Annotated in this window: 17 protein-coding genes; 9 read left to right on the top strand and 8 right to left on the bottom strand. The window is 72.3% G+C overall.

The window, feature by feature from the left end:
* Positions 1-66 precede the first annotated feature (66 nt).
* Complete coding sequence (locus tag IE272_RS00290) at positions 67-1,413, top strand: hypothetical protein (protein WP_050358310.1); 1,347 nt, start codon at positions 67-69, stop codon at positions 1,411-1,413.
* Positions 1,414-1,435: 22 nt separating this feature from the next.
* Here the strand turns inward: IE272_RS00290 and IE272_RS00285 are convergent, their stop codons facing one another.
* Both IE272_RS00285 and ypfJ read right to left on the bottom strand, forming a co-directional pair.
* On the bottom strand, positions 1,436-1,846 hold the full coding sequence (locus tag IE272_RS00285; protein ID WP_190006006.1) for a VOC family protein: 411 nt from the start codon (positions 1,844-1,846) through the stop codon (positions 1,436-1,438).
* Positions 1,847-2,003: 157 nt separating this feature from the next.
* On the bottom strand, positions 2,004-2,894 hold the full coding sequence (gene ypfJ / locus IE272_RS00280; protein ID WP_190006005.1) for a KPN_02809 family neutral zinc metallopeptidase: 891 nt from the start codon (positions 2,892-2,894) through the stop codon (positions 2,004-2,006).
* Positions 2,895-3,098: 204 nt separating this feature from the next.
* Here ypfJ and IE272_RS00275 point away from each other — a divergent pair, with 204 nt between their 5' ends.
* The 3 genes from IE272_RS00275 to IE272_RS00265 all read left to right on the top strand — a co-directional run bounded on the left by IE272_RS00275 (position 3,099) and on the right by IE272_RS00265 (position 6,183).
* Positions 3,099-4,697 (top strand): ABC-F family ATP-binding cassette domain-containing protein, encoded by a 1,599-nt coding sequence (locus IE272_RS00275; RefSeq protein ID WP_007459479.1) that lies wholly within the window; start codon positions 3,099-3,101, stop codon positions 4,695-4,697.
* 320 nt (positions 4,698-5,017) lie between these two features.
* Entirely contained in the window at positions 5,018-5,239 is a 222-nt protein-coding gene (locus IE272_RS00270) for a helix-turn-helix domain-containing protein (protein WP_006123601.1), read from the top strand.
* 152 nt (positions 5,240-5,391) lie between these two features.
* Positions 5,392-6,183, top strand: a complete 792-nt coding sequence (locus IE272_RS00265) for an enoyl-CoA hydratase/isomerase family protein (protein ID WP_050358230.1) — start codon at positions 5,392-5,394, stop codon at positions 6,181-6,183.
* Here IE272_RS00265 and IE272_RS00260 read toward each other — a convergent pair.
* A complete protein-coding gene (locus IE272_RS00260) occupies positions 6,173-6,916 on the bottom strand; it encodes a hypothetical protein (RefSeq protein WP_050358231.1) in 744 nt (247 codons plus the stop codon). The two genes, IE272_RS00265 and IE272_RS00260, sit on opposite strands and share 11 nt — an antisense overlap.
* A 93-nt stretch (positions 6,917-7,009) precedes the next feature.
* On the opposite strand from IE272_RS00260, the gene IE272_RS00255 reads away from it, so the two are divergent.
* From IE272_RS00255 to amaP, 5 genes are read left to right on the top strand one after another with little or no spacing between them, the layout of a single operon-like run.
* The gene (locus IE272_RS00255; RefSeq protein ID WP_050358232.1) at positions 7,010-7,480 is read left to right on the top strand and encodes an Asp23/Gls24 family envelope stress response protein; all 471 of its coding nucleotides are present in this window, start codon (positions 7,010-7,012) and stop codon (positions 7,478-7,480) included.
* A gap of 44 nt (positions 7,481-7,524) precedes the next feature.
* Positions 7,525-7,716 (top strand): hypothetical protein, encoded by a 192-nt coding sequence (locus tag IE272_RS00250; protein WP_012381448.1) that lies wholly within the window; start codon positions 7,525-7,527, stop codon positions 7,714-7,716.
* Entirely contained in the window at positions 7,713-8,057 is a 345-nt protein-coding gene (locus IE272_RS00245; protein WP_050358233.1) for an Asp23/Gls24 family envelope stress response protein, read from the top strand. Before IE272_RS00250 ends, IE272_RS00245 begins: the two co-directional genes overlap by 4 nt.
* Positions 8,054-8,737, top strand: a complete 684-nt coding sequence (locus tag IE272_RS00240; RefSeq protein WP_190006004.1) for a DUF6286 domain-containing protein — start codon at positions 8,054-8,056, stop codon at positions 8,735-8,737. Before IE272_RS00245 ends, IE272_RS00240 begins: the two co-directional genes overlap by 4 nt.
* A gap of 5 nt (positions 8,738-8,742) precedes the next feature.
* Positions 8,743-9,321 (top strand): alkaline shock response membrane anchor protein AmaP, encoded by a 579-nt coding sequence (gene amaP, locus IE272_RS00235; protein ID WP_050358235.1) that lies wholly within the window; start codon positions 8,743-8,745, stop codon positions 9,319-9,321.
* Between the two features lie 34 nt (positions 9,322-9,355).
* On the opposite strand, the gene IE272_RS00230 is transcribed toward amaP, so the two are convergent.
* From IE272_RS00230 to IE272_RS00210, 5 genes are all read right to left on the bottom strand, one after another.
* The gene (locus IE272_RS00230) at positions 9,356-10,111 is read right to left on the bottom strand and encodes an SDR family oxidoreductase (RefSeq protein ID WP_007459454.1); all 756 of its coding nucleotides are present in this window, start codon (positions 10,109-10,111) and stop codon (positions 9,356-9,358) included.
* Positions 10,112-10,115: 4 nt separating this feature from the next.
* Positions 10,116-11,909: a glycoside hydrolase family 15 protein gene (locus IE272_RS00225; RefSeq protein ID WP_050358236.1), complete on the bottom strand. Its 1,794-nt coding sequence runs from the start codon at positions 11,907-11,909 to the stop codon at positions 10,116-10,118.
* Positions 11,910-11,982: 73 nt separating this feature from the next.
* Positions 11,983-12,786 (bottom strand): SURF1 family cytochrome oxidase biogenesis protein, encoded by an 804-nt coding sequence (locus tag IE272_RS00220; RefSeq protein ID WP_050358237.1) that lies wholly within the window; start codon positions 12,784-12,786, stop codon positions 11,983-11,985.
* A 78-nt stretch (positions 12,787-12,864) separates the two neighbouring features.
* Positions 12,865-13,098: a metallothionein gene (locus IE272_RS00215; RefSeq protein ID WP_007459448.1), complete on the bottom strand. Its 234-nt coding sequence runs from the start codon at positions 13,096-13,098 to the stop codon at positions 12,865-12,867.
* Between the two features lie 64 nt (positions 13,099-13,162).
* The gene (locus tag IE272_RS00210) at positions 13,163-14,185 is read right to left on the bottom strand and encodes a DEDDh family exonuclease (protein ID WP_050358238.1); all 1,023 of its coding nucleotides are present in this window, start codon (positions 14,183-14,185) and stop codon (positions 13,163-13,165) included.
* Between the last annotated feature and the right edge of the window lie 23 nt (positions 14,186-14,208).

Below are 14,208 nucleotides of genomic sequence, written 5' to 3'. Positions count from 1 at the left end.
CGTACTCCGCGCGACTCCAGGCTGCGACTTGTCCGCCCGCGACCCCTCGCCACCGCCCGCAAGGCCGTGACGACCCGGCGTACCAGGCCGGCTCCCCGGCCCCCCGAGGGCACCCCGCCCCGTACGGAACTGGCGCGCCAGGCCAGGGCGGTGCTCGCCGACGCCGTGCGCATCGCCCACTGGGCGGCCGGCACGCCGGGGCCGGGCACCGCCGCCCCGCTCGCGGCCCATGCCCTCGAACGGGCGGCCACCGCCCTGGAACTCTCCCCGGCGCAGGTCCGCGCCGGCTGGGACAGGGCCCGGCTGGCCGGACTGATCGAACTGCACGGCGACACCGCCCGCCCCGGCTGGCGGCTGCGCGCCTGGGACCGGGACGACTCCGCCGTCCTGCGCGGCTGGGTGGCGCTCTTCGACGCCTGGTCGCTCGTCCACGCCGCACCGGCCGACATCGAGGCGGGCGCGGTCGCCGAAGCCGTCGAGGCCGTGCCCCAGGTGCTCTCCCTCCTCCAGCTCTCCGCGGGCCCCGTCACCGTCCCCGCACTGCTGGACCTTCTCGGCCAGCGCGTCGCCGAACTCCAGGAGGAGCGCTGCGAAGTGCCCCTGGGGCCCGGCAGAACCGCGCCCGCCCCGGCGGAGACCGCCGCCCGGGCAGGGACGGCCGAATCCGCCGCCGGACCCGCCAGGAGCGCCGACCTCAACGCCCTGCTGCTCGACTGGGCCCTGGAGGGCCTCGCCGCCGTCGGGGCCCTGACCCTCGGCAAAGGGCACGCCACCCTCACCCCGCTCGGCAACTGGGCGGTCTGGGTCAAGCTGGAACAGATCTGCGTCGCCGCCCAGAGCCCGGCCGGAAACATCGAGCAGTCCGCCGCCGACATGCTCCTCGGCTGCGCCCGGCTCACCCCCGGCCCGGCCCGCGCCGAGTACCGCGCCTGGCTCGCCGCCCGCACCGTGGGCAGTGCCGTCGCCGAACTGCTGACCGTCGCCCGGGGCGAGGACGCGCTGCTGCGCGGACTGGCCTTCGAGGCGCTGAGGGTCGTCGGCGCCCCCGCCGAGCCCGAGGTCCGCGCCGTGCTCGCCGAACCCTCGCTGCGGCCCTACGCGCTGCTCTGGCTCGCCGAGTACGAGGGCAACGACCCGGACGACGCCCAGGACGTCCTCAGCCGCGAGGAAGCCACCTGGCTCTGGGTCGACACGGCCGCCGCGGTGGCCGACCACGGCGAGACCGGGCTGCTGGTGCGCCACCTCGACTCCGCCGTCCAGGGCACCGTCCCGGCCCTGCTCGACGAGGTCAGGGCCGTCGGCCACCCGCGCACCGTCCAGGTCCTGGTCGCCCTGGCCGCGGCCCACCCGGACCCGGCCCTGGCCAAGGCGGTCCGCCGGGCCGCCTTCCAGGTGCACACCGGAGGGGCCTGAGCCGCCGGCCGCCGGGGTCCGCTCAGCCGGACCCCGGGGCGTACGTCCCGAAGCTCCACACATTGCCCTCGGCGTCCCGTGCCATGTAGTCCCGGGAACCGTAGTCCTGGTCGGTCGGCTCCATGAGGATCTCCACGCCGAACTCCTTGGCGCGGGCGTAGTGCTCGTCCACCTCTTCGACCACCACGTACACCCCCGCCGGGCCCGCGCCCGTCATCGCCTGCGCGAACAGTCCCTCGCGCCCCTTGGAACCGAGCATCACCCTGCCGTTGCCGCAGGACAGCTCGGCATGCAGCACGCTGCCGTTCTCCCCCTCGTAGACCGCCTCCTCGGTGAAGCCGAGGCCCTGCGTCAGCGTCCTGATCGCGGCCTTCGCGTCGTCGTACAGGATCGTCGGGTAGATCGTGGGAACGCCGCTCGCCCCGTCTGTCATCGCACTCGCCTCTCCCGGTGTCGCCTCTGCCGTCCGGACCACCCTGATGTGATCTGCGTCTCAGTCTTCCACCGGGCTCTGACAATGCCCTCCCGGGAAGCGTTCCCGCAGGTCAGGCGCGTACGGTTCAGACCGGATCGGCTTGGTTCGGTTCGTATCAGGCGAAGGTGTCGCACCGCGCCATGTCGCCCGTGCGGAACCCGGTGGAGAACCACTGCTGCCGCTGCGCGGCCGAACCGTGCGTCCACGACTCCGGGGTGACCCGGCCCTGGTACCTCTCCTGGATCCGGTCGTCGCCGACCGCCGCCGCCGCGTCCAGGCCGTCCCGGACATCCGCCCGGGTCAGCTCCGTGATCAGCGGCCGGCCGGTCGACTCGTCCGGCGTCGTCGTGGCGTGGTGCGCCCAGACCCCGGCGTAGCAGTCGGCCTGCAGCTCCACCTTCACCGCGTTGCTGTCCTCGCCCTGCCGCCCGTCCTGCGACCGGCTCAGCGTGCCCATCTGGTTCTGCACATGGTGGCCGTACTCATGGGCCACGACGTACGCCTGGGCGAACGGCCCGCCGCTGGAGCCGAACTTCGTCCGCAGGTCGTCGAAGAACCCGAGGTCCAGATAGACCTTCCGGTCGCCGGGGCAGTAGAACGGCCCGACCGCTGAGGTGGCGGCCCCGCACGCGGTGCCGACCTGCCCGCTGAACAGGACCGTCGGGGCGGCCGAGTAGTCCGCGTCGCGCCGCGCGAACTCCTGACGCCAGAAGTCCTGCACGCTGTTGACCACCGCCACCGTCCGGCAGTCCTCCCGGCTGTTCGCGTCCTGCCCCTTCAGGCAGTTCTCCCGCACCTGCCCCGCCGACGACGAGGTCGCCGCGGGGTCCGCGTCACCGGAGGAGAGCCCGAGCTGATCGGGCCCGACGCCGAAGAGCAGGCCCAGGATCAGGGCGATCACCCCGGCGATGCCGCCGCCCACGGTGGCCTTCCCGCCCGGGATCCGGCTGCCGCGGACATCCTGGACCTCGGAGGTGTCCAGATCGGCGTCGTCGTCGAACTGCACGGTCGCACCACCCTCGGGCTCGGGTGGGCGACGGGGGTGCCGCCCTGCGCCGAGTATCGGACGGTTCGTCCCGACGGGCACGCGGAAAAGAAGTTGCGTACCGCCAGTAGAATGGGCTGTATGGCCTTCCTCCTTGTGCATTAGCGGCGTCGAGAGACCTCCGCCCTCGTCCCTCCGCCGTCCATACTGCCCTGGAGTTTTTCCGTGATCACCGCTTCCGGCATCGAGCTGCGCGCCGGCGCCCGCATCCTCATCGAATCCGCTTCCTTCCGCATCGCCAAGGGCGACCGCATCGGCCTCGTCGGCCGCAACGGAGCGGGCAAGACCACCCTCACCAAGTGCCTCGCGGGCGAGGGCACCCCCGCCGGGGGCACCATCACCAAGTCCGGCGAGGTGGGCTACCTCCCGCAGGACCCGCGCACCGGCGACCTCGACATCCTCGCCCGTGACCGCATCCTCTCCGCCCGCGGTCTCGACACGATCCTGCGCAAGATGCGCGAGAACGAGGACCGGATGGCGAACGGGCAGGGTGCCACCCGCGAGAAGGCCATGAAGAAGTACGAGCGCCTGGAGACGGAGTTCCTCACCAAGGGCGGATACGCCGCCGAGGCCGAGGCCGCCACCATCGCCGCCGCGCTCAGCCTGCCCGACCGGGTGCTCGGCCAGCCGCTGCACACGCTCTCCGGCGGTCAGCGCCGCCGCGTCGAGCTGGCCCGGATCCTCTTCTCGGACGCCGACACGCTGCTCCTGGACGAGCCGACCAACCACCTCGACGCCGACTCCATCGTCTGGCTGCGCGACTACCTCAAGTCCTACCGCGGCGGCTTCATCGTGATCTCCCACGACGTCGACCTGGTCGAGACGGTCGTCAACAAGGTGTTCTACCTCGACGCCAACCGCTCCCAGATCGACGTCTACAACATGGGCTGGAAGCTCTACCAGCAGCAGCGCGAGGCCGACGAGAAGCGCCGCAAGCGCGAGCGCCAGAACGCCGAGAAGAAGGCCGCGACCCTCAACGCGCAGGCCGACAAGATGCGCGCCAAGGCCACCAAGACCGTCGCCGCTCAGAACATGGCCAAGCGCGCCGACCGGCTGCTCTCCGGCCTGGAGGCCGTGCGGGTCTCCGACAAGGTCGCCAAGCTGCGCTTCCCCGACCCCTCGCCCTGCGGGAAGACCCCGCTCATGGCGGAGGGCCTCTCGAAGTCGTACGGCTCGCTGGAGATCTTCACCGACGTCGACCTCGCCATCGACAAGGGCTCCCGCGTCGTCATCCTCGGCCTCAACGGCGCCGGCAAGACCACGCTGCTGCGCCTCCTCGGCGGCGCTGAGAAGCCCGACACCGGCGAGATCATCGAGGGGCACGGCCTCAAGCTCGGGTACTACGCCCAGGAGCACGAGACCCTCGACCCGGAGCGCACGGTCCTGGAGAACATGCGTTCCGCCGCGCCCGACCTCGACCTCGTGGCGGTCCGCAAGACGCTCGGCTCCTTCCTCTTCTCCGGCGACGACGTCGACAAGCCCGCGGGCGTGCTCTCCGGCGGCGAGAAGACCCGGCTAGCCCTCGCGACCCTGGTCGTCTCCTCCGCCAACGTGCTCCTGCTCGACGAGCCGACGAACAACCTCGACCCCGCCAGCCGCGAGGAGATCCTCGGCGCGCTGCGCACCTACAAGGGCGCGGTCGTCCTCGTCACCCACGACGAAGGCGCCGTCGAGGCGCTCCAGCCGGAGCGGATCATCCTGCTTCCGGACGGCGTGGAGGACCTCTGGGGAGCGGACTACCGCGACCTCGTCGCCCTCGCCTGATCCACCGGGGATAGATCATTCGGCCTACGCGTGATCCATCATCTGCGTGAGGACGTCTCGTACTCCGGTGGTGCGCCCGGCGCTCACCCGCCGTGCGCCCCTTTTCCGGCCGCCTTTCCCCGTACGGCCCTGACCTGCCTGTTCTTCTGCCGGTCGGGGCCGTGCGCCCTCGTGCGCCCTTTGGAATCGGGGATTCCGCTCGTGTCGACGTGCTTCTCGTCAGGGAAACCGCTCGCACCGACCTTGCCGAATGGGTGGCCAGGAAGCGCGGGAGGGGTGATCATGAGAGTCCAGAGCGCACTTCCCATGAGGAGGCACGGGTGGCCGAGACTCTGAAGAAGGGCAGCCGGGTAACCGGCGCCGCGCGTGACAAGCTCGCGGCAGACCTGAAGAAGAAGTACGACTCCGGTGCGAGCATCCGGGCGCTGGCCGAGGAAACCGGCCGCTCCTACGGATTCGTCCACCGGATGCTCAGTGAGTCCGGAGTGACGCTGCGAGGACGCGGCGGCGCGACACGGGGCAAGAAGGCCGCTTCGGCCTGAGGCCTCCGACCTTTTCGGCGTGCCGGCGTTTCGGCGTCATCGGGCCCAACGGAATTCGGGGTGGCCACCCGGCTGACCGCAAGGTCGTCCGGGTGGTTACTGTTCAGTCACTTAATACCGAGTGCTGACTGCACCCCATCCGGAGGCGCCCCATGACCTCGCTCGACACTGTGCTCGACAAGGACGGCGTACGGCTCACCGTCGACGACGCCGTCGCCACGGTGACGCTCACCAATCCGGCCAAGCGCAACGCTCAGTCTCCCGCTCTGTGGCGGGCGTTGACCGAGGCCGGAAGGGCGTTGCCCGGCACGGTCCGGGTCGTGGTGCTCCGTGGCGAGGGCATGTCCTTCTCCGCGGGCCTCGACCGGCAGGCCTTCACTCCCGAGGGCTTCGACGGCGAGCCGTCGTTCCTCGACATGGCGCGTGGCCCGGAGGCCGAGCTCGACGCGACCATCGCCGAGTACCAGGAGGCGTTCACCTGGTGGCGCCGCAACGACCTCGTGTCGATCGCGGCGGTACAGGGCCACGCCATCGGCGCCGGCTTCCAGCTCGCCCTCGCCTGCGATCTGCGGATCGTCGCCGAGGACGTGCAGTTCGCCATGCGCGAGACCAGCCTCGGCCTCGTTCCCGACCTCACGGGCACCCACCCCCTGGTGCACCTCGTGGGGTACGCCCGCGCGCTCGAAATCTGCGCCACCGGCCGCTTCGTCCACGCCGAGGAGGCCGAGCGCACCGGCCTCGCCAACCTCGTGGTCCCCGCCGACCAGCTCGACGCGGCGGCCCGCGACCTGGCCGGGGCCCTGGTGGCGGCGCCCCGCGACGCCGTCGTCGAGACGAAGGCACTCCTCGGCGGCGCGCTCTCGCGCGACTACGAGGAGCAGCGCATCGCCGAGCGGGCCGCCCAGGGCCGCCGACTCCGCGACCTGGCGGGCATCACCGACTGACCACGTCCGTGACCAGCACCGACACCGGCAGGCGGTCCTCCATGGCCGCCGCCACCGCCGTGCGCACCGACCGGGCGACATCCAGCGCCCGGTGGTCCCCGGCCACCGCCACCTCGACCCGCACATGGTCCGGGGCGGTGTGCACCGGGCCGCCCATGACGCGGGTCAGCGAGACCACTCCCGGCACCCCGGCGGCCGCCGTCGCCACCGCGCCCTCCGGCTCCGCGCCCCGGGCCGACGGCGCCGTCTCCGCCGTCGTCACCTGATCGGCCGCACCGACCTCCAGCAATGCCGTCACCGTCAGATCCACCTCGGCGATCTCCAGACCCAGCCGGGCGGTGGCGGCCGCGAGGAGCGCCGCGCGCAGGGCCGCCGCGGCGTCGGGCAGCGGCCGGTCCGGGGTGGTGGAGAACTCCGCCTCGATCCGCAGCGCTACCGGCGGCAGCGCGTTCGGCGGAGCCGGGGGCGGCACCGGCTCCGCCGGGTCCCGCGATGCGTCGTGGCCGCCGGCCACCGCTGCCTCCACCGCTTCCTCCGTCGGGCCGATCCGCAGCTTCCCCAGCACCGTCCCGGGGCGGGCCGTCGCCCCGCGCAGCACCGCGGCGGCAGCCGTCTCCGCGATCCACGCGCCGTCCGCCGGGCCGCCCAGCGGCAGCAGCCTGCCCAGGCCCAGCCGTTGCCGTACCGCGGCGGTCCATCCGTCGACCCTCTGCGGGTCCCGCGCTGTTGTCATCGCCCCAGCCTGCCGCATCCACGGCGCGGGATGGGGAAAGCGCACTTAACGTGGGCAAGGAAGTCCCCTCCTGTCCCGAAGGGAAGATCGGCGATGACTGAGAGTTCCCAGCGCAACAATCCCGACAGCGGCTCGGGCGGCAAGTCGCTCGGCAAGCGTGGCGGCGGCGACCCCGGCACCCGGGGCCGTACCACCATTGCCGACGGCGTCGTCGAGAAGATCGCCGGAATGGCGGCCCGCGACGTGGCCGGCGTCCACGCGATGGGCAGCGGCCTGTCGAGGACGTTCGGCGCCGTCCGCGACCGGGTCCCCGGCGGCGGCAAGTCCGTCACCCGCGGCGTGAAGGCGGAGGTCGGCGAGTCCCAGGCGGCCCTCGACCTGGAGATCGTCGTCGACTACGGCGTGTCCATCTCCGACGTGGCCCGCGACGTGCGCGAGAACGTCGTCGCCGCGGTGGAGCGCATGACCGGTCTCGAAGTCGTCGAGGTCAACATCGCGGTCAGCGACGTCAAGCTGCCCGACGAGGAGGACGACGAGGACGAGTCCGAACAGCGGGTCCAGTAGCCCTTCCGCATCTCCGTCGCACGCCAGTTGAGGAGAGAAACACGATGAGCATGGCTGTCGCCGGCCTGTTGGCCGGCATGGCACTCGGGTTCGCCGGATACTTCGGCGGGTTCGGAGCCTTCGTCCTGGTGGCCGCGCTGGGCGCGGTCGGCTTCATCGCCGGCCGCTTCCTGGACGGTGACCTGGAACCCGGCGACTTCTTCCGGAGTCGCGAGCGCGGCGACCGGCGACGGTGACGGCGGTGACCGGCCGGGTCGCCGCCGCCGAACGGGGCGAGACCCGGATCGCCGACCGCGTCGTCGCCAAGATCGCCGCCCAGGCGGCGAAGGAGGCGATCGACGAACCGCCCGCGGACGGGCCGTCGCCCCGTGCCACGGTCACCGTGCACCGCGACGCGGCCCGGGTCCGCGTCAGCCTGGAGCTCGGCTACCCCAGCGACATCGGCCGCCAGTGCGGCGCCGTACGCCGCCGGGTCGCCCAGCGGGTCAAGGCACTGGCCGGCATGGAGGTGCCCGAGGTGGCCGTGCAGGTCGAACGGCTGCACCCCGCCGGAGCCGCACAGGGGAGGATCCGATGACCGAACCCGGTGAACCGACCGGCTCCACCCGGCGGATGCCCACCGTGGAACAGGGCGACGGCGACGCGCACACACCGCTCCCGGACGCTTCGGCCGACGCCCGCGAACCGGTCCCCACCCTGGAACAGGGCGACAGCGGCGCCGGCCGCTTCTGGTCCGCGCGCCGGGTCCCGGCCGCCCTGCTGGCCCTCGTGCTCCTGGGCGGGGCCGGGCTGCTGCTCTACGACATCGCCGCCGTACGGGCCGACCACCCGGCCATGCAGTGGCGTCGCTCCCTCGCCGACGGACTGGCCGAACGGCACCTGGACGACGTCGTGGTGCTCATCGGGGCGGGCGTCGCGGCGTTGATCGGCCTCTGGCTGATCCTGCTCGCCCTCACCCCCGGACTGCGCGACCTGCTGCCGATGCGCCGCGACCGCGCCGACGTCCGGGCCGGACTCGACCGCACCGCCGCCGCACTGGTCCTGCGGGACCGGGCCGTGGAGGTGTCCGGCGTGCAGTCCGTGCGGGTCAGGATGGGACGGCGGAAGGCGAAGGTGCGCGCGCTCTCCCACTTCCGGGAACTCGACGACGTGCGGACCGACCTGGACACCGTGCTGGAGAACGCCGTACGGGAGCTGGGCCTGGCGAAGCCGCCGGTCCTCTCCGTCGAGGTGCACCGACCGGCGAAGAAGGGATGAGCCGCATGCGCTCCACCGTCAACCGGGTCCTGCTGGCCCTGGCCGGGCTGGTGCTGGTCGTCGTCGGCGGAGCCGTGCTCGCCGCCGGCCTCGGCGTGTCCGTGCCGTCCTGGTGGCCCTGGGACGGCAAGACCGACGTGCTGCTCAGCGTGGCCGACCGGCAGCGCTGGCGCGACGACGGCTGGTGGTGGCCGACGGTGATCGCCGTCCTGGCCGTCCTCGTGGTCCTCGCCCTGTGGTGGTTCCTGGCCCAGCTCCGCCGCGGCCGGCTCGCCGACGTACTGGTCGACAGCGGCGACGGCGAAGGGGCACAGCTGCGGGGCCGCGCCCTGGAGAGCGTCCTCGCCGAGGAGGCGGGCGGACTCGACGGAGTGGCCCGCGCCCAGGCGATGCTGACCGGCCGCCCCACCGAGCCCCGGGCCCGGGTCCGGCTGCTGATGGAACCGCACGCCGCGCCCCTGGGGACGCTGAACGCGGTCGTCGACGGGGCGCTGGCACACGCCAGGAACTCCGCGGGCCTGGACGGACTTCCCGCCGAGGTACGCCTCAAGGCCGTCAAGCACCGCGCGGAGCGGGTTTCCTGACGGCCCCTTCGGCACCGGAGGAGCGTCGGTCCGGTCAGAAGCCGTGCCGTGCTCCGCCGTCGACCGGGACCATGATTCCCGTCAGGTACGAGGCCGCGGGGGAGAGCAGGAAGGCCGCGGTCTTCCCGAACTCCTCGGGCGTCCCGTAGCGCCGCAGCGGGATCCGCGCCTCGTTCGCGGTACGGGCGGCTTCCGCGTCGCCGGACAGGGCGTCCAGTTCGCGGACCCGGTCGGTGTCGATCCGGGCCGGCAGCACGCCCACCACCCGGATGCCGCGCGGGCCCAGCTCATCGGCCAGCGACTTGGCGAAACCGGCGAGACCGGGGCGCAGCCCGTTGGAGATGGTCAGCCCCGCGATCGGCTCATGGACCGATCCGGAGAGCACCAGGCCGATCACGCCGCCCTCGCCGAGCGCCGCCGCCGCCGTCCGGGCGAGCCGTACCGCTCCCAGGAACACCGTCTCGAACGCCGTCTGCCACTGGTCGTCCGTGTTGTCCGCGAGGAAGCCGGGGGCAGGTCCGCCGACGCTGATGAGGATGCCGTCGAGCCGCCCGAAGCGGTCCCGCGCGGTGTCGACCAGGCGCTGCGCGGCGCTCGGGTCGGCGTTGTCGGCGGCGAGCCCGACCGCGTCCGGGCCCAGCTCGGCGGCGGCCTCCACGACGGACTTCTCGTCCCGGCCCGTGATGATCAGTTTCGCGCCGTCGGCGGCCAAGGAGCGGGCCGTGGCGTTGCCGAGGCCCCGGGTCGCTCCGGTGACGATGTAGACGCGGTCCTTCAGTCCAAGATCCATGGCCCTATCCTGCCGGGTCCTCCCCGGCCAGGTCGACAGCGGAGTTCACCAGACCGATATGACTGAAGGCCTGCGGGAAGTTGCCCAGCTGCCGCCCGGCCGCCACGCCGTACTCCTCGGCCAGCAGACCCACGTCGTTGCGCAACTCCAGCAGATGCTCGAACAGCTCCCGCGCCTCGTCCGGCCTGCCGATCCGCTGCAACGCGTCGACCAGCCAGAACGAGCAGGCGAGGAACGCGCCCTCGTCGCCCGGCAGTCCGTCCACCGAGGCGCCCTGGGTGCTGTAGCGACGGACCAGACCGTCGCTGCCCAGCTCCTCGCGGACCGCGTCCACCGTGCCGATCACCCGGGGGTCGTCCGGCGGCAGGAACCCGGTCCGCACGATGAGCAGCGTCGAGGCGTCCAGCTCCCGTGACCCGTACGACTGGGTGAAGGTGTTCCGCTCGGGGTCGTACCCCTTCTCGCAGACCTCGGCGTGCACGGCGTCCCGCATCGCCCGCCAGCGCTCCGGGTCGCCGGGCAGCTCGGAATTCTCCTCCAGGGAGCGGACCGCCCGGTCGGCGGCGACCCAGGCCATCACCTTGGAGTGCACGAAGTGCCGCCGGGCGCCGCGGATCTCCCACAGCCCCTCGTCCGGCTCGCGCCAGGTCGACTCCAGGAAGCCGAGCAGGCTGAGCTGGAGATTCCAGGCGTGCGGCTTGTCGCCGAGACCGGCGACGCGGGCGAGCCGGAGCGCGTCGATGACCTCGCCGTACACATCGAGCTGACGCTGCCGGACGGCCGCGTTGCCGGTGCGCACCGGCCGGGAGTGCTCGTACCCGGCGAGCCAGGGCAGCTCCGACTCGGGCAGCCGCCGCTCGCCCGCCAGCCCGTACATGATCTGGAGGTCGGCCGGGTCCCCGGCGACGGCCCGCAGCAGCCAGTCCCGCCAGGCCTCCGCCTCCTCCAGATAGCCGGCCGAGACCATCGCCCCGAGCGTCAGGGTGGCGTCCCGCAACCAGCAGAAGCGGTAGTCCCAGTTCCGTACGCCGCCGATCTCCTCCGGCAGGGAGGTGGTCGGGGCCGCCACGATGCCGCCCGTCGGGCCGTACGTCAGCGCCTTCAGGGTGATCAGGGAGCGCAGCACGGCGTCGCGGTAGGGGCCTTCGTAGGTGCACCGCGCGGTCCACTTCGCCCAGTCGTGCAGGGTGTGCTTCAACGCCTTGTGCGGGTCGATGAGCTTCGGGCGCGGCGAGTGCGAGGGGTGCCAGGTCAGGACGAACGCCACGCTCTCGCCCTCGGTGACGGTGAACGAGGAGCAGGTGCTGAACTGCTGGCCCCACGTCTTGACCGGCGGCTCGCTGCGCAGCCATACGGAGTCGGGGCCGGCGACCGCCACCCGGTGGCCGTGCGACCGCCGCACCCAGGGCACCACCGAACCGAAGTCGAAGCGCAGCCGCAGCACCGAACTCATGTCGACGGTGCCGCTGACGCCCTCGACGATCCGCATCAGGTCCGGCGACCTGTCGCGCTGCGGCATGAAGTCGATGACCTTCACCGTGCCGGTCCGCGTCTCCCAGTACGTCTCCAGGACCAGGGAGTCACCCGCGTATCCGCGCCGGGTGCAGGTGTCCGAGGCGCCCGCACCCTTGGGCGCGATGCGCCAGTGGCCGTTCTCCTCGGTGCCGAGGAGGGCGGCGAAGCAGGCGCCGGAATCGAAGCGGGGCAGGCAGAGCCAGTCGACGGAACCGTTCCTGCCGACGAGCGCGGCGGTCTGGAGATCGCCGATCAGGGCGTAGTCCTCGATGCGTGGGGTCACGCCAGGCGTTTTCCCGAACCGGGCCGATGTCAACCAGCCGACCGGTCAACGGTCCGAGCGTGTGCCGGGAGTCTCAGGCGCTCGCCGGTTCGGGCTGCTCCGGGGCGTCGGCCGTCGCGTTCTCGGCCGCGGCCTGCTCACGGTCGCGCTTCTCACGGCGTACGAGAATGATCCAGCCGACCGGGACGGCGGCGACGAACAGCCACCACTGGACGGCGTAGGCCATGTGCGGGCCGATCGAGCTGTCGTCGGGGGAGGCGATCTGCTCGGGCAGATCCCCCGTCGGCCGGGGGGCGGTCTGCTCGATGTACCCGCCGAGGACCGTCCGGGACAGCAGCTGGGACTGCTGGTCGCTGTTGATCAGCATCACCTGCCGGTCCGGCAGTCCCGCCAGGTCCTTGATGCCGCTGCTGCCGGTCGTCTCGTCCGCCTTGAGGCGGCCGGTGACGGTCACTTCGCCCCGGGGCGCGGGCGGCACGTCGGGGAAGGCGGTCTGGTTCGGCGCGGCCGGGACCCAGCCTCGGTTGATCAGGACGGTGCCGCCGCCCTTGAGGTCCAGCGGGGTCAGGACATGGACGCCGATGCGGTCGTCGTCCGAGGTCCGGCGGCGGACGACCACCTCGTGCTCCGTGTCGAACGTCCCCGTCGCGGTGACCGCCCGCCAGTAGTCCGAGCGCGGGACGGTGTGTCCGGGAGAGGTGAGTTCGGAGACCGGGACCGGCTGGGCGTCGAGGTTCCGCGAGATCAGCGCGTTCTGCTCGACCCGGTGTTCGTGCCGGTGGAACTGCCAGAAACCCAGCTCGATCATCGTCGGGATCAGCGCGAGGCCGAGCAGGGTGAGGATCACCCACTGCCGGGTCAACAGGAAGCGGTACACCCCATGACCGTACAACCGGGGTCATGGGGTGCGGCACTCAGGGGTGCTGCCGGAGCGATCCGGCGATGGGATGTTCCGTCACACTTTGTCCACGATGCCTGCCTTCCCCTCGGCGCGGGCGCAGTGGGCGCCGCAGTACCAGTGCCCGTCGACCTCGACGCCCTGCCCGATCACCTGGACCCGGCAGTGCTCGCAGATCGGCGCCATGCGGTGGATGGCGCAGGAGAAGCAGTCGAAGACGTGCACCGCGCCCTGCGCGTGCACCTCGAAGGACATGCCGTAGTCGTTTCCGCAAACCTCGCAACGTGCCATGCGCCACAGGGTGGGACGCCCGGCGGCCACGGGGCGAGCGGCTGCCGGGCGAGTCGTGCCCGGTTCACTCCGATGACGGTGCGGGGGCCTGGTGCGGCAGAGCCGCCCCCGGAGCCGGTACGGCGGGGGCCACATCGCGCAGCAGATGGGTGAAGGCGCTCTCCTCCAGGATCGGCGTGCCGAACGTCTTGGCCTTCTGCGTCTTGGAGGTGGCCGCGTCCGGATCGTTGGTCACCAGCAGACTGGTCAGCCGCGACACACTGGTCGCCACGTGCAGGCCGGCCTCCACCGCCCGGTCCTCCAGCAGCTCCCGGTCGATCGAGGTGTCCCCGGAGAAGGCCACCCGCATCCCCTGCTGGAGCGGCTTCTCCTTCTCGTACCGCCCCGGGTTGGGATACGGGCAGGCCGGCCGCTTGCGCGAGGGCCGCCAGCTGTTCTGCTGCCGGGAGGGCTGGTAGCCGACGCGCGGGGTGACGGGGGAGTCGGACCACTCGGTCAGCGGACGGCACTCCAGCAGGGGCAGCCGCACCCCGCCCCGGGCCGCCGCGTGCAGGCTCGGCCGGAACGCCTCGGCGAGCACCCGGGCGTCGTCCAGGGCGTGGTGGGCCTGCTGCTGCACGACTCCGAAATGCGCGGCGAGCGAGGCCAGCTTGTGGTTGGGCAGCGGCAGGCGCAGCTCCTTGGCCAGCGCGATCGTGCACAGCCGGTGCTCGACCGGGGCGATCACCGAGGCCCGTGCGTACTCCCGGGCGATCATCGACCAGTCGAACGCCGCGTTGTGCGCGACGAGCACCCGGTCCTTGAGCCGCTCCGACAGCTCGGCGGCCACGTCGGGGAAGAGCGGCGCGCCTTCGAGCACGTCGCTCGTCAGCCCGTGGATCCAGACGGGACCGGGGTCCCGCTCCGGGTTGACCAGCGTGTACCAGTGGTCCTCGACATTGCCCAGGGCGTCCAGCCGGTAGACGGCGGCGGAGATTATCCGGTCGTCGCGGGCGAGTCCGGTGGTCTCCACGTCGACGACCGCGTACCCCTGGGGGTAGGCGGTCGGCCATGGTGCGGCTGTCAGGCGGTCGTCGAGCATGGTCACAGAGAATACGGGCCATGACTGAC

Source organism: Streptomyces anulatus, from assembly GCF_014650675.1.
In the GTDB taxonomy this organism is placed as follows: Bacteria; Actinomycetota; Actinomycetes; order Streptomycetales; family Streptomycetaceae; genus Streptomyces; species Streptomyces anulatus.
This window is presented reverse-complemented; position numbering and strand designations above follow the sequence as displayed.